This window comes from Dyadobacter sp. CY347 (assembly GCF_021502655.1).
Classification (GTDB): Bacteria; Bacteroidota; Bacteroidia; order Cytophagales; family Spirosomataceae; genus Dyadobacter.
Window position 1 is genome coordinate 254,652 of the sequence record NZ_JAKFFT010000008.1, and the last position, 18,634, is coordinate 273,285.

Here is an 18,634-nt window from a genome sequence, read left to right on the forward strand (position 1 = left end):
AACCTAATCTATTGCCTCGTAGAGATAAATAACTGCCCCTATTCTCCTTTCCTACGAGTAAAGAAGTGTTTCGCGCAAATTATTTGAAAAGAAGAATGATGAACCCGGAATAAATGAAGGGCTATCTAAGTACAAACGCAAAAAAAGTATTTTTCGTTTGGTATACACATAAATAGGAAAAAGACCTGACGTTAATCAGGCCTCATTCCTTAGAATTATAGGCTTTTGGTATAAAGCAAATTACTTCACTTCAACTTCTGCACCTGCTTCTTCAAGTTGTTTTTTCAAAGCTTCCGCTTCGTCTTTTGCAACTCCTTCTTTAACAGGCTTTGGAGCACCGTCAACTAGTTCTTTTGCTTCTTTCAAGCCAAGACCTGTAAGGTCTTTAACCAATTTCACAACAGCAAGTTTGCTTGCGCCAGCTGCTTTCAAGATTACATCAAAAGATGTTTTCTCTTCAGCCGCAGGAGCATCTGAACCACCGCCAGCAGCAGGACCTGCTACCATAACTGCACCAGCAGCTGCAGGCTCAATACCGTACTCGTCTTTAAGAATTGTAGCCAATTCGTTCACTTCTTTAACCGTAAGGTTAACAAGCTGTTCTGCGAAAGCTTTCAAATCTGCCATTTTTATTTAGATTTTTTGATTATACAATAAGATGATTTTAAAAGCTCCATTTTTTGTCCCGGAGAGCTCAGCCTGGCTATTAATATTAGTCTTCTTTTTCAGACAAGGTCTTCAAGATACCAGCCAATTTGTTTCCACCGCTTTGTAGGGCGCCGATAACATTTTTAGCAGGTGATTGCAACAATCCGATAATCTCTCCAATCATTTCTTGTTTTGATTTCAGAGCGATCAGAACGTCAAGCTGGCTTTCACCAACGAAAATAGATGAATCAACAGAAGCTCCTTTAAATTTAAGCTTGTCACTACCTGATTTCTTTTTGAATTCTTTAATCAATTGTGCAGGAACCTTACCTGACTCCGGGTGAAACATAACTCCGGAAAATCCTTTCAAAACTTCGTCAAAAGAGGAATAATCCGTATCTAATGTTTCTAATGCTTTCTTAATCAATGTATTCTTAACAACACGATACTCCACACCACGTTCGAAGCAAAGGCCTCTTAGCTGGTTTGTTTCACCTACAGACATTCCGTTTGCGCTGGTGATATAGAAGTATGGGGTGCTAGCGAATTTTTGACTTAACTCGTCTATAATTACTGCTTTCTCTTCCCGTGTCATATTATAATCCTGGAATCGTGTTTTTATCAATAGTAACACCCGGGCTCATCGTGCTTGACAAGTGAATGCTTTTAACGTAAGTTCCTTTTGCCGATGATGGTTTAAGGCGAACCAGAGTATTGATAACTTCTGTAGCATTTTGTACAAGCTGCTCGTTTCCAAAAGAAACTTTACCAACACTTGTGTGAATGATTCCTGTTTTGTCAACTTTGAAATCAATCTTACCTGCTTTTACTTCCTTCACAGCTTTCGCTACGTCCGGCGTTACCGTTCCTGATTTAGGGTTTGGCATCAATCCGCGAGGACCTAAAACCTTACCTAACCGTCCCACTTTTGCCATCACACTCGGCATTGTGATAATTACGTCGATGTCTGTCCAGCCTTGTTCTATCTTTTGGATATATTCATCAAGACCAACATAATCCGCTCCTGCTTCTTTCGCTTCTGCCTCCTTATCCGGAGTACACAAAACCAATACACGAACTTCTTTTCCGGTTCCGTGTGGCAATGTTACCACGCCACGTACCATCTGATCAGCTTTACGAGGATCTACGCCCAAACGAACGTCGATATCCACGGAAGAATCAAATTTGGTATAAGAAATCGTCTTAAGTACGTCCGCTGCCTGCTCAAGAGAGTAAACTTGATTCGCGTCGAATTTCGAAAGAGCTTCTTTTTGCTTTTTGGTTAATTTTCCCATGTTCTTTGTTTCTTTCAGCGTATAAATATTTTTACGCTCAGTTGTTTTCTTCCCACGGGGCCTTGCCTGCAACAGTAATACCCATACTACGAGCCGTTCCCGCTATCATTTTCATAGCAGAATCAATTGTAAAGCAGTTTAAGTCTGGCATCTTAGTTTCAGCGATCGTACGAACCTGATCCCATGATACCGAACCCACTTTTAAACGGTTTGGCTGAGCCGAACCGGTCTTTACTTTTGATGCTTCCAGAAGCAGAATCGCGGCCGGGGGGGTCTTAATGACAAAGTCAAAAGACTTATCCTTATAGTAAGTAATAACTACCGGCAATACCACACCCATTTTATCCTGGGTACGGCCATTGAATTGCTTGCAAAACTCCATGATATTCAAACCTTTCGATCCTAATGCAGGACCGATTGGAGGTGAAGGGTTGGCTTGGCCACCTTTTACCTGTAGTTTGACGTATCCACCTATTTCTTTTGCCATTGTTTTGTAATTTGTCGGTTCATTGATTGTTTAACGGCTTAACATGCAAGTGGAAGCTTACCCTGCCCGTTACTCTTTCAACTATCCTTTTCTACTTGTGCGTAACTGAGTTCCACGGGTGTATTACGCCCGAATATTTTTACAACTACATTGAGTTTTTTCTTCTCGTCAAATACTTCTTCAACCACGCCGATGAATCCGCTGAAAGGACCGTCAACAACTTTGACAGTTTCCCCTCTGATAAAGGACATGCTTGGTGCTTCTTCGTGTTGTTCAGCTTCATCAACTTTCCCTAAAATTCTGTTAATTTCAGATTGACGAAGTGGAACAGGAACTTTTGAGTTGCCTTCTGCACTTCCGAGGAAGCCGATAACACCAGGAATACTTGTTATAATGTGTAGAACCTCACCTTTGGACAGATCTGCTGAAATGATAATGTAACCAGGAAAGAAATTTTTCTCCCTTACACGTTTCTTTCCGTTACGCATCTCATATATCTTCTCAGAAGGTATCAGAATTTGCGGAACGAATTCATCCAGTTTCTGCCGAGCTATTTCATTTTCAATGTAGGACTTGATCTTTTTTTCTTGTCCGGACACTGCTCTCAATACAAACCAATTTAGACTACTCATACATTACGGGGGTTGCCACTATAATAAAAAATAGCCTTAGAAAGACTGATAAAACAGATTCAGTGCATTCTCAAAGACAAAATCCATCACGCCTACTACAAAGGCAAAAATGAGGGAACCGACTAGCACCAATGTCGTATTGGCCTGAAGCTCATTAAAAGGAGGCCATGTCACGTGTTGCGTGATTTCTTCCCAGGAAGCTTTCAAAAAAGAAGTAAATTTTTCCATTTGTCCTTTTATTATGCACGGGTGGAGAGATTCGAACTCCCATCAACGGTTTTGGAGACCGCTATTCTACCCTTGAACTACACCCGTTTATCTAACGACCCGGTACTTTCGGGCTGCAAAGATACGATTTTATTATAAAAAACAAGTGCATCTCATAAGAAATGCACTTGTTTTAATATTCAATCTTGATTAGTCAAGAATTTCAGTTACCTGACCAGCACCTACGGTACGTCCACCTTCACGAATCGCGAAACGAAGACCTTTTTCCATAGCAATCTTGTTGATCAATTTCACATCAATTGTGATGTTATCACCAGGCATAACCATTTCAACACCAGCTGGTAGAGAAATTTCACCTGTTACGTCCGTGGTACGGAAGTAAAACTGAGGACGGTATTTGTTAAAGAATGGAGTGTGACGTCCACCTTCTTCTTTCGAAAGTACATAAACCTCGCCTTTGAAAGCAGCATGAGGCTTAACTGAACCTGGCTTGCAGATTACCATTCCGCGACGGATATCTTCTTTGTTGATACCACGAAGCAAAAGACCTACGTTGTCACCAGCTTCTCCACGGTCAAGGATCTTACGGAACATCTCAACACCAGTTACTACTGATTTAAGACCTTCTGCACCCATTCCAAGGATATCAACCGCTTCACCAGAGTTGATTACTCCTCTTTCAATACGACCAGTTGCAACAGTACCACGACCAGTGATCGAGAATACGTCTTCAACAGGCATAAGGAAAGGAAGATCAGTCATACGTGGAGGAATTGGAATGTAGCTGTCAACAGCGTCCATCAATTCTTCGATTGTTTTAACCCATTTTTCTTCGCCATTCAAACCACCCAAAGCAGAACCTTGGATTACAGGAATGTTGTCTCCATCGTAATCGTAGAAGCTCAAAAGCTCACGAATTTCCATTTCAACAAGTTCAAGAAGCTCTGGATCATCAACCATATCCACTTTGTTCATGAACACTACAAGCTGAGGAACACCAACCTGGCGAGCCAAAAGAATGTGCTCACGTGTTTGTGGCATTGGTCCATCAGTAGCAGCAACTACGATGATAGCGCCGTCCATCTGGGCAGCACCAGTTACCATGTTTTTTACATAATCCGCGTGACCTGGACAGTCAACGTGAGCATAGTGACGGTTTGCTGTCGAATACTCAACGTGGGATGTGTTAATCGTGATACCACGCTCTTTCTCTTCAGGAGCATTATCAATTGATGAGAAATCGCGAAGTACTGCTAGACCCTTCTTAGCCAACACAGTTGTGATAGCTGCAGTAAGGGTAGTTTTACCGTGGTCAACGTGCCCGATAGTACCAATATTTACGTGGGGTTTCGAGCGGTCAAACGTCTCTTTTGCCATGACTTAAGTACGCTTAAAATTAAAAGTTACAATTTATTAAACACTAATGATTGATCCTGTTTAGCTTACACTAGCCAAGCACTCCAAAATCAATTTAACTAAATACAAGGATCAAAATCTTTTCCGAGCTTTTGAGGGGATTGCCTCAACTTCTCATCTTCCGAGCTTTTGAGGGGATTTGAACCCCTGACCTCTTCCTTACCAAGGAAGTGCTCTACCCCTGAGCTACAAAAGCAAAATTTCAATACATTTGAAATGCTACTTTAAACATTTCCGAGCAACCGCCCTGACCTCTTCCTTACCAAGGAAATGCTCTACCGCGCGGCGGACCGTCCCTGAGCTACAAAAGCAATTTCAATACATTTGAAATGCCACGTTAAGCAATTCCAGGCTATTACAACCAAAAAGCGATTAGCGAAAAAGTATCTAATGAATGTTTTCGCTAATCGCTTCGATGGTGTTTTAAATGAGCGGAAGACGAGGTTCGAACTCGCGACCTATAGCTTGGAAGGCTATCGCTCTACCAGCTGAGCTACTTCCGCATTTGTTTTTGCCTCCTCCTGAAACTGGTGATTTCAGAAGCTCATTGTGGCACAAACTGTGGGGGCGGATGGATTCGAACCACCGTAGGCATACACCAGCAGATTTACAGTCTGCCCCATTTGGCCGCTCTGGTACACCCCCAATCAACATTTCAACACAACCGTGAAAACCGCTTGTCTCACTTTTTGGAGTCGCAAAATTAAGCTCTTTTCTTAAATTCTCAAATTCTTTTGAAAAAAAAATAAATAAAAATAGCGGCTCAAACAAAATACATTGTTTTAAGCCGCTACTGCGCACATTTGAGCTTTTTAAAACAACCTCACTCCGAAACTAAGCATCCTTACTGATGGCCCTTTTCCTTCCTGGTAAAGATTATTGAAATCGTAGTTGACAAAGAAATCCGGGAAATTTCTGATGCCTAGTTCGGCAGATAAGCCATATCTCAGATCTTCTACGTAAAAGTTTTTTCGAACATGGTCCACATCCTTACTTCCCTCGCGACGTAACTTGGTATAGCTTCCCAGTCGGTAGCCTCCATACACGCCTGCGCTAATGTATGAGATGAACGATCGGGAGAAACTGAGCGTCGGCATGAACGAGATGTTTACGTATGGAACAGTTAGCTTGCTCTTTTTCATTTCAATCTCTTCGCCGTTTTCATTTGTAACCAGTGGGAAACTAACTTGGAGAGAATCCTTCGCAACTGTATTATTTCCATCAAACATCAAATTGTACCAGGAGAAATCGACGCCAAAATCCAAGTGCAGACGCACATTTTTACCTTTTGCAATGGTTGTGCTGGCAATGAACCCCAGGCTAATGTATCGGGATCCGAATGGTTTGAGGTCGTAATCGTCCTTTAAAAAGCCTGTCGTAGTTTCGTTTGTCCCGTAAGTATTCAGACCTAATGCAATGTTAAATCCTTTTCGCGGACTCGAACCACCGCCAGACCGGTAAAAGCGTTTGCCCGTGCGCCTGTAATTGGAATCTGATTTTTCGTTTTCCTCGTCCTCGTCCTCTACTTCAACCCCCTTAGCATTAATCTTAACTTCGGTGTCTCCGTTTTTAATGTGGATTCCGCGCAGGCCAATTCGCACATAATCTTCATCATTTGACTTATCCTTTAAATATTTGCTGCCATTAATCTCCTCACGCAAGTAAGTCGTGTCGGAATCTGTGCTATCTAGTCTGACCTTCAAGTCCTTTAATAATGTATTCAGGTCATATTGCATGATCTTATCGAGTTCTTTGCGGTCTTCTCCATAGATAATAAGCCTTGTCCGGTCGCCAAAGGTTACGATTATAGAATCTTTCTCTTGAAGGGTGCTTTGTTGTGCAGGTTTAAAACCACTCGCATGCACATTCATTCCAAATACGAGGAATAGGGCGGCTATATATAATTTCAGTTTCATTGCTGTGATATTATAGTTTTGTTTTGTCTTTGAGGTTATGATACTTTTCCGACACTCTTTCTTCTCCGTTGCGCAAGCGGTCGTCTACTTTCGCAACGAGGCTTTTTGGATTAAAACCTACTTCTTCCCAATCCACGCGCTCGCCCGCTCTCGCATTTTTCAGCTGACGAAAAACTTTTGAAAATTTGGAAGATCTTGGTTTATCCTGATCGTCTGTCTCCACTGCCACGACAACAATCCTGGTCTGTTCAACCGGTGCAGGCGAAATCTTGGCAGAAAAAGCTTCTTCCGGTTTTGGGTCGATCTTCTCCACAGTTGGCGGCTCAGCAACAGGCGCCTCTGTTACTTCTACATTTGTCGCCAGGCTCTGATTTTCAATAATTTGACTGGGCCTATCAACCGAAATCGCCTCCTTCAAAATCTGCTTTGCAGAATCTGATTTTTTTAAATGCTTTTTATTTTCACTAGTCGCAAGCTCAGCGGAAGAACCCGGAATTCCCTTAATGTCAGCCTGCACATCGTGAACATTTTCTATTTCATGCCCCTTAACAGCTTTTGCCGGCTCAGAAACAATCGCAATTTTCTTTTCCTTGCCAATCGTTTCAATGTTCGGGCGTTCATTGTTCCAGACGATATAACCTGCAACAAGCGTGATGACCACACTCGCCGCGGCATACCAGACCCAGCCCGCCAGCTTACGCTCCTTTTTAGTGCTTATCTGAATTTTTTCCCAGGCAGCGGCAGATGGCTTTTTTTCCAACTCCGAAAGCCTATGCTTGAAAAGATCATCAACCGGATGCTTTTTCATATTCTACTTTTTTTTTAAAATCATTTTCCCAATCGGCAACCATTTTCTGCAACATTGCCCTTGCCCGATGCAATTGTGATTTCGACGTGCTTTCTGTTATGCCAAGCATTTGCGCAATTTCAATGTGCGGATAACCTTCAATGGCATATAAATTAAAAACCGTTCTATATCCCGTAGGCAGCGATTCAATCAATTGTAACAACTCCTGCGTTTCCAGATTCTGATCAGCATGGGCGTAATCCGGAATGTTGTTTGCCTCGTCCGATAATGTGTCCTCCAGGATGCGTTTTTGTTTTCTCAAATAGCCCAGCGCCTCATTCACCATTATCCTGCGGATCCAGCCTTCAAAACTGCCTTCTTCATTGAACTGCCCGATCTTTGAAAACACTCTGATAAAACCCTCAACCATCACATCCTCCGCGGCCATATCATCACAGATGTAACGAAAACATAAAGCCAGCATGCGAGCGCTGTATTTATCGTACAACTGTCGCTGTGCCTTCGGATCTTCCTTCCTAAGCGCTTTGAGCAGCTGTGCTTCGTTACTAAAAAGTGATAAAATTCGACCCATTCATTTGGTGGTTTCAATAGCAAGATGCGCATTCCTCTCGGTGAGGTTGCATCAGTTCTCAAAAAATTTGCGAATTGATTTAATTTTTAAAAAGTTATTCGAACCGTTCCTTAGTTTTGGATCAAATATCTTTTTAACCAAATAGATCTACCCCATCCAATATGTTTGATTCTTCTGCGCCGATCGGGATTTTTGATAGTGGCATTGGCGGAATGACCGTTGCCAGTGCAGTAACCAGGCTTTTGCCTCAGGAGAATACAATCTATTTCGGCGACACGGCCCATCTTCCTTATGGCGATAAATCGCAGGCTGCGATCCAGGCCTATTCTATCAAGATCTGCAACATGCTTTTGCAGCAAAATTGTAAGCTGATCCTCATTGCCTGCAACTCCGCTTCTGCGGCGGCCTACGAGCTTGTTAGGGAATACGTAGGCAGTAAGGCGAAGGTTTTAAATGTAATTGATCCTGTGGTTGACTACATTAAAGAGCATTATGACGGCAAAACGATCGGCCTGATTGGAACGAAGCAAACGGTCCTTTCGAATGTGTACAAAAAGAAAGTAGATGCATTAGGAAAAAATATTCAGTTGAAATCACTGGCCACTCCGTTGCTGGCGCCGATGATCGAGGAAGGCTTTTTTGATAATAACATTAGTGAAAGCATCATAACCAGTTATTTATCGGATGCTTCGCTTTCAGACATTGAAGCATTAATTCTGGGTTGCACCCATTATCCGCTTATCAAAAACCAGATAGGGCAGTTTTACCAGGGGAATGTCGAAATTCTTGACACTTCTGAAATCGTTGCTTTCTCCTTAAAATCCTGGCTGGAACAACATTATCTCGTAAATGAAAAAGGTGAAGGCAAGCGCGCATTTTACGTGTCGGATTACACGCTCTCATTTGAACAATCGACCAACATTTTCTTTGGAAGTCAAATCCAGCTGGAACATTATCCGCTTTGGGAGTAACATTTAACGGAAAAAAATTTTCACTGGTCCTAACAAGGCAGACGGCATCGGCTCCCATTTTGTCGCATCAAACTTTTTATAAGTGATATCGACAATGTTAATGTCGTGAAATTTTTTCCAATCAGGCTTTTGCGTATCCCTGAGGCGCATATAATTGGCTGAAAGATTCGTCACCTCAATTTCAAGCACATTATCCTGTGGTTTGAGCTTATCCGTGAAGCTTAGCTGAAAAGGAATGCTCCAAGCCGTTCCTATGGGCTTACCATTCAGTTTTACAGCGGCCACTTCTCTCACATCGCCCAGATCCAGAATTCTAACAGCACTTTTCAGCAGATTATCCGGGCAATCAAAGTGAACTTCATATCTGGCTGTCCCTGAAAAATAAACCGCTGAATCAGGCAGGTTTGTCCAGGTTTTGAGGTCGTTAAATTTTGCCGGGGGCGGGATCGAAGGTCTTCCTTTTAGAAATTTCAGATTCCAATTGCCTTTTATTTCAAATTGCTTGTCTGCCATGTTAACCTTTTCTGAGCCTGTATTTTTTGCTGTTTCTCTCAGAAAACATGACTGTCCCGGTAGAAGCATCAAGTAAATCGCTGCTCCGTTTTGCGGGACTGGCTTCCAGGAAGCATTTTCATCCATTGCCTTCAGTTGTTCAAATCCGCCAGCATTGTTAATATTAATCCAGCCTTCCTTAAACTGGTCAGCCAAATTGCTGATAAAGTAAAGTCGCTTGTTGTCCGGTGTTTTTTTACGAATAAATGTCAAGCCTTTTTCTGAAAACGATTCCCGAAGTGCTCCGCTTACCAGCAGCTCTTTTTCAAAATCACTTGAAATTCGAACATTCCTTTCTTCTTTTAACTTTGCTAATGCATCCTGGAAGTTGTTTTGCTTTTTCGAATGAGCAGCGTATCCCGTTGATTTTTCCGGCAAGTGGTTTTGAAAAATGATTTTTGCTCCGTTTGTAGCAAGTCGTTGTAATTCCTTTAATGTTTCCTCAGGCATATAAGTGCTCGCCGGAATGATCATGGATTTATAAACCGCACTCCCACTGGTGAGATTACCATTGCTATCCAATTTCAGGCGTTGCAACTGCAAATCCGAAACATAATCAAACCCAAAACCCTTTTTCCAAAGCTGCTGCGCGAGCTTACCAAATGGCAGATCCAGAAGCCAGCGATCCACATGATGCACTTCCAGTAAATGCACATTCCCGGATGACTTCGCCTTCGTCACCCAGAGGTCATGAATCGGAAAATAAATCAGTACATCATTGTCCGCTTTGCTGTTTTGAAGCAGTTCCTGACAGCGCTGTACGTACTTATTTAGCAAAGAAATGTGCATAGCGAAATGTGAGGTCGATCCAAAGTTCGTGGAGGCATAAAATAACCAGCCCGGATACTGCTCCTGCGCAGGCGAGTAAGTACTTCCGTGATAAAAAACGTGGTTAATGCCTGCCGTAAAGAGCTCGTCGATCTGTGGCTTAATCTGTGACAATGAAACTTTAAAATGGTTTGCAAGCCACGTTCCGGTTTCCGAGCTCACCAGTTTCTTACCAGAAAAATGCGCTGCCGAAGAAGCAAATTTCATTGCCAACGGATCAGGAGTTCCAAATTGGTCGATGGAATAATCGGGATCAATGCGGAGCCCGGGAATGGAAAATCGGCTGGTGCCGAAAGATTCAGTTTCCGGAATGTCTGCCGCATCGTACAGGTCAAGCAAATTGCCAGGCGAGCCATGCGCCTGATATCTTGTTAGAAACCCATGTTTCGTGCTCCAATCTGTCCACGGCTTGGCATAGCGCTCTCTTAGCAGCTCCGACAATGTTTGGTGATAGTCAATCCGAACCAGTTCCGAGCCGGCTTTGCCAGTTGAGTCTGATAGTAATGCTAGATTTTCACCGAGGTCATAACCCCGCCGTTTTTCAAATTCTTGCAAAAAATCGTCCGTCCAGTTAGCCCCGTATGCCTCATAGGAATCATTATACATGGAGCGGGGCAAATCTTTCTTTCCTGCAAAAGCAGAATCAAATCTTGTAAGATAACGTGACATTGCGGTTGCATGAAATGGATCCAGGACCAGTCCTTCGCCACCCGGCGCAGCGCGTTTCACTTTTTGTTTGGTAGGCTCAACTAATAATGCATTGTTTTTGAAAGTCATATTTTTTGCTCCAAACTCCGGCGAAACATTAGGCCCGCCAAATGGCCAGCCCGTTCCTGTTGTTACATCTACTCCCAATCCAAGCCGCTTACCCTCACGAACTGTATGCTGCATCAGATCCAGCCACTTCGGTGTCAGGAAAGGAACCGACTGCGACTCATAACCTTTCACTTCGTAGATCGGGATAATGTGCACGCCCCCAACTCCCGATTTCTGAAAGTATTCTAATTGCGTCGTAATGTCCTTTTTATTGACTGCGCTGCCCATCCACCACCAGAAAGTCCATGGTTTTGCTGTGGAAATAGTTTGTGCATTTGTCAAGGCACCATTCAGAAGCAATATGAGTAAAAGTAACAGTCGCATAATTCCAGGTTTCTCTTTAAAGGCATTGAAATGCTTTTCTACGCCCCGTGCGAATATTATTTACGCATTGGATTGGACATAAAAAAAGCGAAGCTGATCGCTTCGCTATACATATCACTAACTTAAATCTTAGCCTTGAAAAGCCTGCTTCACACGGGAAGCGATAAACTGGCGTTCCTCCAAATTCTTCCTGCTATTTCGATACCACAGATAACCAATAACACCTACCAATAAGTAAGGCATTACAAAAAGAAACATGATACCGGTGTTCAGCCCTACGCCAACATTATTCCGGCCATTGCCCATGGAACTTTCCACAGATCCGCGGCACATAGCACATTGCGCCCACGTGTCCACGCCGGAAAGCACAAACAGCATTATAAAACCAAATATGATCTTAAAATTTTTCATACGTAATAAGGACTAATCATCAGATAAACCACAACACCGCTGATACTCACATAAAGCCAGATCGGCAAAGCCCATTTCACAGCCTTTCTGTGTTCAATGATCTGGTTGGTATAACCAAAATATACAGCACGCAATACAAACCAAACGACCACAATCGACAATGTAATGTGAGAAATCAGTAAAAAGTAATAGATCGGCCTCACAAAACCTTCACCACCAAAAGGTGTTGATTTATTCGAAATGTGGTACAAAATATAACATACCAAAAAAACGGCACCCAACAGAAATGCACCTGTCATCGACCTCCGGTGTCCTTTAATGTTATTGTTTTTGACAAAATAAAATCCTGCTATCAAAAAAACTGCTGTCAGCGTATTGATCACGCCGATAACATGGGGCAAAACCTTCGTCCAGGCGCCTAATTCAACTTTTTGGCGAATACCTAACAATGCTGCAACTGCAATGGGAATAGCAATGGCAAGAATATTGATAATGCGCTCGTATTTGGGTTTCTTTTCTAAAACTAATGTTGCCATAACTATGGGTTAGCACTTGCTTTTTTCTCGTAATTCAAAATTTTCAATTCTGCCATCAGGCGATCAATCTCCTCAGGATCGGCTCCATTATAATAGCCTCTTGTGTAGCCTTTGCTGTCTATCAACATTAACCTGCTTTCCAGCGGATAAAGTTCAGATCTTCGTTGTGATGACGCTGATTCTAAATTGAGTAATGTTTCTGCTTCTGTATTAGTAGCTTTCAATGTCTTCCAGCCCTTCGTACCCAGCTCACTTGGATATGCTGAAGCAGCAGATAAATTGTCCTCTAAAAGCGTTGTAATGCTTAAACGATTTGTCTCACTGCGCATATCATAAATCCTTTTCAGGTTGGATAGCACGAGCTTACAAGTATCTGCGCATTCTTTTGGTAAAAAACTGACTACTGTAATGTCATTTTCAAGCGGATGTTTTCCAGATGCAAGCTGCAATTCTGAGCGTTTTTGAAAAACTGTGTCGCCATTTACTATTTGAACTTGGCCATTGCTATCCAATTCAGGGTTGAAATAGGGAAGATCATAATGATTGGTGGCAAAAAGCCTGAGCAGTACAAAAATCAAAGCCGGTATTACTAATGTTACGATCAGTAATCCGGCCTTGGGAAAATTTTTCATGTGCACTATTTAATCAAATACTGCTTCAAATATTGCATTTCCTTCCAACATTAAAGCCAAGATCAGCCAGGCTACAAAGATAACAGGAACAAGAATTGACCAGATCAACGACTTGGTTTCGTGCTTTAAGTGCATAAACTCACCAACGATGTAAAATGCTTTCACAATCGTCATCACAATGAAAATAGTGATTTTCAAAATTCCGTGAGGCACTGTGAATGCGACAAGGAATTCGACAGCGGTAAGGATAAGAAGGATCCAAAATGTTTTCCAGATTGCTTTGCGTTGCTCAGCACCAGCGTTTGGATCCTGATTATGAATATGGTGTACTTCCGACATTTGATTAGGAATTAATATTATTGGATGATTTTAAACCAGATAAAAGAATGTAAATACGAATACCCACACTAAATCTACAAAGTGCCAGTAAAGTCCTACTTTCTCCACCATCTCGTAGCTTCCTCTTTTATCATAAAAACCTGTGGCTGTACGGAAGAAAATCAGAATGTTCAAGATAACACCGCTAAATACGTGCGTTCCGTGGAAGCCTGTGATAAAGAAAAAGAAGTCAGCAAATGCAGGAGGTCCGTATTGATTTTCTGTCAGGTTCGCCCCGAAAATCGTTTTGTCCACCCAGGTTCCGTTTTCAATTACTTTCATCACGCTACCTGTATCCGTACCATGAATAAAGTGAGCCCATTCCCAAGCCTGGCAGCCCAGGAAAGTAAATCCGCCCAGGATTGTCCAAAGCATATATTTTTCAACATTGGCACGATCCATCCGGTGACCTGCTTCTACTGCAAGAACCATCGTCACGCTGCTCGCGATCAGGATGAATGTCATAATCCCTACAAAAACCAGGGGAAGGGAAATTCCGTGAAGGAAAGGCACTGCCTCGTACACCTTCTCAGGAATCGGCCAATACATGTTTGAAAATGTAAAGTCCTCCACGTTTCCGGAAAATGCCGGAAAGGCGAACCGTGCTGTACCGTAGGCAACGAGCAGGGCTGAGAAAGTAAAGGTATCCGAGATAAGGAAAAACCACATCATCAGTTTACCATAACTAGCTCTCATAGGCTCAATTCCCCCCATCCACATTTTGGGTTCTACCGCGCCAGGTGTTGTTACATTTGCAGCCATTGAAAAAGTATTAATTAAAAGTCAATAAAAAAACAAAAAGGTATAACCAAAGTAAATCTAGAAAATGCCAGTAAGTGGCACAGATCTGAATGCGTCTTAAATTTTTGGCGTGCACTTTCAACCGAAACGCCGCTGTCAAAGAATAAAGCAATACAATTAATCCGCTGATAATGTGGAAACCGTGCAATCCAGTGAATACATAAAAAAACGAACCAGACGGGTTTCCAACGAAATAAACATTCATGGCAACCAGCTCTTTCCAGCCTTCAAACTGCATCCAAAGGAACACCAGACCGAGTACAAAAGTAATAGAAATTGCTATTTTCAATTCTTTGAACTGATCTTTTTTTGCCGAAAAGAAAGCCCATTGCATTGCTGCGCTGCTAATTAAAAGAACACCCGTGCTATACCAGAAAATTTTTGGCATTGCGAATTCCAGCCAGTTCCCCTCGGCCCTTCTCACAAGATATGCGCTTGATTGAGAAGCAAATAACATGATAATGCTAACCAAAAACAGCCACAGAATGAATTTCATTGGATCCATAGCCAAGGTTTCCTGTGGTTCTTTTTCTACTTTATACTGCTGAACACTTTCCATTTTCACTGATTTTTCATTTTCACAATTTATCCAACAAAAACGCGATCTGAACGATTGGCAAATATATAAACGATCCGAACATCAATTGCTTTGCCGTTTTATCCGTGCAAGTGCGCATTAAGTGGAATGTTTGGGCCAAAAACAGAACGCCAAAAACCGTAGCAACAAAAGCCGAATTGATACCTGTCATACCCAATTCATAGGGCAGCCAGCCAATCGGCAAAAGAAATACGGTATAAATCATTATTTGCAAGGTCGTATTAATATCCTTCAAGCCATTGGCGGGAAGTAATTTGAACCCTGCTCTCTTATAATCTTCATCAAGCACCCACGCAATCGCCCAGAAATGGGGAAACTGCCAAAAGAATTGAATGGCAAATAAGATTCCTGGTTCTAAACCGAAATGATCTGTGGCAGCAACCCACCCAATCATTGGAGGAAATGCGCCTGGAAAAGCGCCTACAAAAACCGCTATCGGCCCAACTCTCTTTAATGGTGTGTAAACAAAGCCGTAAAGAACAAGTGATAGAAGCGAAATCAAACCTGTGCTCAGGTTGAATACTAACACAAAAATCGCCAGCGACACAATTCCTAAAAACACGGCCCAGATAATCGCCTGGTCTACTGTGATCCGGCCACTAGGCAATGGTCGGTTCGCAGTTCTTTTCATTAGCCTATCAAAATCCTTTTCCAGAATTTGATTGATGATGTTCGCCGCTCCTGTAATCCCTATCGATGCAATGATGAAAAGGATCAATTTTCCTGTTTCAACTTCCTTAGCACCCAGGCAGTAACCCATTGCACCAGAAAATGCAATCAGCGATGCCAACCTGAATTTCAATAACTCAAATAAAACGCCTATCCGCTCTCTTAACTTCCCAACGCCTCCTAAGCTTCCCTCAGCTGATATCATTACTAAACTATTTATTTCTAAACCGTACTTTTCACTAAATGAATATCGGACGAATATCTCAGATACTTATTCCCATTGACCACCAGCCATATCACAAATTGAAGTCCGATCAACAGGATTGCAAATGTAAGGTGTAAAGGCTGCGCAAATGGCGGCACTCCGAAATAAGCCATTATAACGCCGGTGGCAATTTCAAGGATCAATATCCAAAAGCAAGCCATCGCGATCCTTCCTGCTATCGAATACCTTCCTTCCGCTTTAAAAATTTTGTTGATCCAAAAAAGGTTTACAACAAACACTAATATCGAAAAGGACCTGTGTATGTAAAAGTTCAGGCCTAATTCATCGATCCACTGACTCCTTGCCTGGTAACCTAATCGATGTATAACTTCATCCATTGCCTCTCTTACCTGAGTTCCAAGCAAGATCTGAATTAAGGATAATGTTATGACCACAACGCCAATCCCACCAATTGCCTTCTTGCTTGTCTCCTTTAACTTTAAAATGTTACCAGCATGCGCTGACCATGTATAAAGAAACAAAAGCAAAAATACGATCACAATGGCCAACAGCATATGGAGCGTAACAACAATTGGCAACAATTCAAAGGACACAACTTTGGCACCCAGCCACCCCTGAAATCCTACCAAAATGAACGCTGACAAACTGTAATAAAAGATACGCTTGTTACCGGATCTGACGAAAGGTATAGAGGCCAACAGGGTAAGAAAAATCATGATCCCCGTAAAAGCGCCGAGAAGTCTGTTCACATATTCAATCCAGGTTTTCACGGGATTAAATTCTACCTCGCCTTTGAGCTTAGCGCCGTAAAGTTCTTTGTAATTGGCTGGTAATTCTGAAATTTCAGTCGGTGGAACCCATCGTCCGAAGCATCTGGGCCAATCCGGGCAACCCATTCCAGCACCCGTGCTCCTCACTACCCCACCCGCTATTATAAGGAAATAGAGTACAATGACAGTATTCAAGGCCAACCGACGGAACCGTCGGTTGGCCTTGATATCAATGTGCGTTGAACTGGTCATTATAATTTTGTGACTCAATCGCCTTTTCTGTGGCTATCAGTTCATTCTCATGCGGGAAGTTAGATTCCAGTGTTTGAGAATATGGTAGATTTTGCGGAATGAAATCTTCCTTAGCGCCTGGTTTGCTGTAATCATAAGACCAGCGGTAAACTGCAGGAATCTCTCCAACCCAGTTTCCGTGACCAGGATTGATCGGCGTAGTCCATTCCAATGTGTTTGATCTCCATGGATTTTGCGGCGCTCTTCTTCCTTTGAAAATGCTGTAAAAGAAGTTCCACAAGAATATAAATTGTGCAAGGAATGACAAGATCGCAGCAATAGAGATGAACATGTTCATGTCCATGAACTTATGCGTAAAGTCGTAGCTGGTGAACTGGTAGTATCTGCGAGGGAAACCTGCGATACCGACATAGTGCATTGGAATAAATACAAGATAAATACCAATGAACGTCAACCAGAAGTGAATCTGACCCAATGTCGTATTCATCATTCGGCCAAACATCTTAGGGAACCAGTGATACACCCCAGCAAAAAGTCCAAATGCCGATGCAGCTCCCATTACAAGGTGGAAGTGGGCAACAACGAAATATGTATCGTGTAATTGAATATCAAGTGCGCTGTTTCCAAGAATAATCCCTGTCAAACCGCCTGACACGAACAATGAAACAAGACCAATTGAAAACAACATTCCCGGTGTGAAAACAATGTTTCCTTTCCAGAGAGTCGTAATATAGTTAAAGCCTTTCACCGCAGAAGGAACCGCAATAATCAATGTTAGGAACATGAATACGGATCCCAAGAATGGATTCATACCTGTTACGAACATATGGTGAGCCCATACAATAAATGCAAGGAATGCAATACCCAACATCGATGCGATCATTGCACGGTAACCAAAGATCGGCTTACGTGAATTTGTGGCAATAACTTCCGATGTGATACCAAGTCCTGGCAACAATACGATGTAAACCTCAGGGTGACCCAGGAACCAGAACAAATGCTGGAACAAGATAGGGCTACCTCCAACGTTTGGAAGCGCTTCACCATTAATGTAAATATCTGAAAGATAAAAGCTTGTCCCGAAGTGACGGTCGAAGATCAACAGCAATACGGAAGACAAAAGAACCGGAAAAGAAATCAGGCCCAAAACCGCTGTAATAAGGAAAGACCAAATTGTCAACGGAAGACGATCGAATGACATTCCTCTTGTACGCAAGTTGATGACCGTAGTAATGTAGTTAATCCCGCCCAAAAGCTGTGACACAATGAAAAGGGCCATACTAGCCAACCAAAGCGTCATACCCATTCCTGAGCCTGGGTGCGCCTGAGGCAAAGCACTTAATGGCGGATAGATAACCCAACCACCCGCTGCTGGCCCTGCTTGTAAGAAGAGTGACGCAAACATGATAACGCTGGCCAGGAAAAAGAACCAGTACGACAACATGTTCATGAAACCAGACGCCATATCGCGCGCACCGATCTGCAACGGAATCAAGAAATTACTGAAAGTACCGCTTAATCCGGCAGTCAATACGAAGAATACCATGATGGTTCCGTGCATGGTAACCAAAGCAAGGTAAAAGTTCGGATCTAACTTACCGGCATCGCTGATCCAGCCGCCCAAAACAGGTTTCAGCCAGGAAAGATTTGAATCCGGCAAACCCAATTGAATACGGAAGATGACCGACATGGAAATCCCGATCACCGCCCACATAATCCCGGTGATCAAATATTGCTTCGCTATAACTTTGTGATCTTCACAAAATATATATTTCTGCCAAAAGTTTTGTGCTTCGTGGTGGTGTTCATGCTCAGTTTCGTGGTGATGAGCTGTTTCCAATCCTTCAATAGCTGACATATACTTCTAAT

21 protein-coding genes and 4 tRNA genes are annotated in these 18,634 nt (G+C 42.6%); 1 reads left to right on the plus strand and 24 read right to left on the minus strand.

Features of this window, described 5'->3' with window-relative positions:
• Positions 1 to 240: 240 nt before the first annotated feature.
• The 14 genes from rplL to L0659_RS19455 form a co-directional block, all read right to left on the minus strand.
• Positions 241 to 627 (minus strand): 50S ribosomal protein L7/L12, encoded by a 387-nt coding sequence (gene rplL / locus L0659_RS19390; protein WP_026631780.1) that lies wholly within the window; start codon positions 625 to 627, stop codon positions 241 to 243.
• Positions 628 to 712: 85 nt separating this feature from the next.
• Positions 713 to 1,243 carry a 50S ribosomal protein L10 gene (gene rplJ, locus L0659_RS19395; protein WP_235128257.1) on the minus strand — a complete coding sequence of 177 codons (531 nt, stop codon included), beginning with the start codon at positions 1,241 to 1,243 and terminating at the stop codon, positions 713 to 715.
• Between the two features lies 1 nt (position 1,244).
• The gene (gene rplA, locus L0659_RS19400) at positions 1,245 to 1,943 is read right to left on the minus strand and encodes a 50S ribosomal protein L1 (protein WP_235128258.1); all 699 of its coding nucleotides are present in this window, start codon (positions 1,941 to 1,943) and stop codon (positions 1,245 to 1,247) included.
• Between the two features lie 37 nt (positions 1,944 to 1,980).
• Positions 1,981 to 2,430 carry a 50S ribosomal protein L11 gene (gene rplK, locus L0659_RS19405; RefSeq protein WP_026631777.1) on the minus strand — a complete coding sequence of 150 codons (450 nt, stop codon included), beginning with the start codon at positions 2,428 to 2,430 and terminating at the stop codon, positions 1,981 to 1,983.
• Between the two features lie 77 nt (positions 2,431 to 2,507).
• Complete coding sequence (gene nusG, locus L0659_RS19410; protein ID WP_026631776.1) at positions 2,508 to 3,062, minus strand: transcription termination/antitermination protein NusG; 555 nt, start codon at positions 3,060 to 3,062, stop codon at positions 2,508 to 2,510.
• A gap of 36 nt (positions 3,063 to 3,098) precedes the next feature.
• On the minus strand, positions 3,099 to 3,290 hold the full coding sequence (gene secE / locus L0659_RS19415) for a preprotein translocase subunit SecE (RefSeq protein ID WP_082216649.1): 192 nt from the start codon (positions 3,288 to 3,290) through the stop codon (positions 3,099 to 3,101).
• A 16-nt stretch (positions 3,291 to 3,306) separates the two neighbouring features.
• Positions 3,307 to 3,377: transfer RNA gene (locus tag L0659_RS19420), tRNA-Trp, on the minus strand.
• Positions 3,378 to 3,479: 102 nt separating this feature from the next.
• On the minus strand, positions 3,480 to 4,667 hold the full coding sequence (gene tuf / locus L0659_RS19425) for an elongation factor Tu (protein ID WP_026631774.1): 1,188 nt from the start codon (positions 4,665 to 4,667) through the stop codon (positions 3,480 to 3,482).
• A 163-nt stretch (positions 4,668 to 4,830) separates the two neighbouring features.
• Positions 4,831 to 4,902 (minus strand) — tRNA-Thr (locus L0659_RS19430).
• Positions 4,903 to 5,136: 234 nt separating this feature from the next.
• Positions 5,137 to 5,209 (minus strand) — tRNA-Gly (locus tag L0659_RS19435).
• A gap of 59 nt (positions 5,210 to 5,268) precedes the next feature.
• A tRNA-Tyr gene (locus tag L0659_RS19440) sits at positions 5,269 to 5,351 on the minus strand.
• Between the two features lie 167 nt (positions 5,352 to 5,518).
• Complete coding sequence (locus L0659_RS19445) at positions 5,519 to 6,622, minus strand: outer membrane beta-barrel protein (protein WP_235128259.1); 1,104 nt, start codon at positions 6,620 to 6,622, stop codon at positions 5,519 to 5,521.
• 10 nt (positions 6,623 to 6,632) lie between these two features.
• Positions 6,633 to 7,430, minus strand: a complete 798-nt coding sequence (locus L0659_RS19450) for a hypothetical protein (protein WP_235128260.1) — start codon at positions 7,428 to 7,430, stop codon at positions 6,633 to 6,635.
• Positions 7,411 to 8,001: an RNA polymerase sigma factor gene (locus L0659_RS19455; RefSeq protein WP_235128261.1), complete on the minus strand. Its 591-nt coding sequence runs from the start codon at positions 7,999 to 8,001 to the stop codon at positions 7,411 to 7,413. The genes L0659_RS19450 and L0659_RS19455 overlap by 20 nt, the downstream gene beginning before the upstream one ends.
• Before the next feature lie 161 nt (positions 8,002 to 8,162).
• Between L0659_RS19455 and murI the strand changes: the two genes are divergently transcribed.
• Positions 8,163 to 8,972, plus strand: a complete 810-nt coding sequence (gene murI / locus L0659_RS19460; RefSeq protein WP_235128262.1) for a glutamate racemase — start codon at positions 8,163 to 8,165, stop codon at positions 8,970 to 8,972.
• A 3-nt stretch (positions 8,973 to 8,975) separates the two neighbouring features.
• On the opposite strand, the gene L0659_RS19465 is transcribed toward murI, so the two are convergent.
• The 10 genes from L0659_RS19465 to L0659_RS19510 all read right to left on the minus strand — a co-directional run bounded on the left by L0659_RS19465 (position 8,976) and on the right by L0659_RS19510 (position 18,623).
• Positions 8,976 to 11,492, minus strand: coding sequence for a glycosyl hydrolase (locus tag L0659_RS19465; protein ID WP_235128263.1), 2,517 nt, complete (start codon positions 11,490 to 11,492; stop codon positions 8,976 to 8,978).
• Positions 11,493 to 11,621: 129 nt separating this feature from the next.
• Positions 11,622 to 11,903 (minus strand): hypothetical protein, encoded by a 282-nt coding sequence (locus tag L0659_RS19470; protein ID WP_235128264.1) that lies wholly within the window; start codon positions 11,901 to 11,903, stop codon positions 11,622 to 11,624.
• A complete protein-coding gene (locus L0659_RS19475) occupies positions 11,900 to 12,439 on the minus strand; it encodes a DUF420 domain-containing protein (protein WP_235128265.1) in 540 nt (179 codons plus the stop codon). Before L0659_RS19475 ends, L0659_RS19470 begins: the two co-directional genes overlap by 4 nt.
• Before the next feature lie 2 nt (positions 12,440 to 12,441).
• Positions 12,442 to 13,071, minus strand: coding sequence for a hypothetical protein (locus L0659_RS19480; RefSeq protein WP_235128266.1), 630 nt, complete (start codon positions 13,069 to 13,071; stop codon positions 12,442 to 12,444).
• A gap of 9 nt (positions 13,072 to 13,080) precedes the next feature.
• Complete coding sequence (locus tag L0659_RS19485; protein ID WP_235128267.1) at positions 13,081 to 13,410, minus strand: cytochrome C oxidase subunit IV family protein; 330 nt, start codon at positions 13,408 to 13,410, stop codon at positions 13,081 to 13,083.
• A gap of 30 nt (positions 13,411 to 13,440) precedes the next feature.
• Positions 13,441 to 14,211 (minus strand): cytochrome c oxidase subunit 3, encoded by a 771-nt coding sequence (locus L0659_RS19490; protein WP_235128268.1) that lies wholly within the window; start codon positions 14,209 to 14,211, stop codon positions 13,441 to 13,443.
• Positions 14,212 to 14,221: 10 nt separating this feature from the next.
• A complete protein-coding gene (locus tag L0659_RS19495; protein WP_235128269.1) occupies positions 14,222 to 14,809 on the minus strand; it encodes a cytochrome c oxidase subunit 3 in 588 nt (195 codons plus the stop codon).
• Between the two features lie 19 nt (positions 14,810 to 14,828).
• Positions 14,829 to 15,722 (minus strand): heme o synthase, encoded by an 894-nt coding sequence (gene cyoE, locus L0659_RS19500; RefSeq protein WP_235128270.1) that lies wholly within the window; start codon positions 15,720 to 15,722, stop codon positions 14,829 to 14,831.
• A gap of 17 nt (positions 15,723 to 15,739) precedes the next feature.
• The gene (locus L0659_RS19505) at positions 15,740 to 16,765 is read right to left on the minus strand and encodes a heme A synthase (RefSeq protein ID WP_235128271.1); all 1,026 of its coding nucleotides are present in this window, start codon (positions 16,763 to 16,765) and stop codon (positions 15,740 to 15,742) included.
• Positions 16,743 to 18,623: a cbb3-type cytochrome c oxidase subunit I gene (locus L0659_RS19510; protein WP_235128272.1), complete on the minus strand. Its 1,881-nt coding sequence runs from the start codon at positions 18,621 to 18,623 to the stop codon at positions 16,743 to 16,745. The genes L0659_RS19505 and L0659_RS19510 overlap by 23 nt, the downstream gene beginning before the upstream one ends.
• Positions 18,624 to 18,634 lie beyond the last annotated feature (11 nt).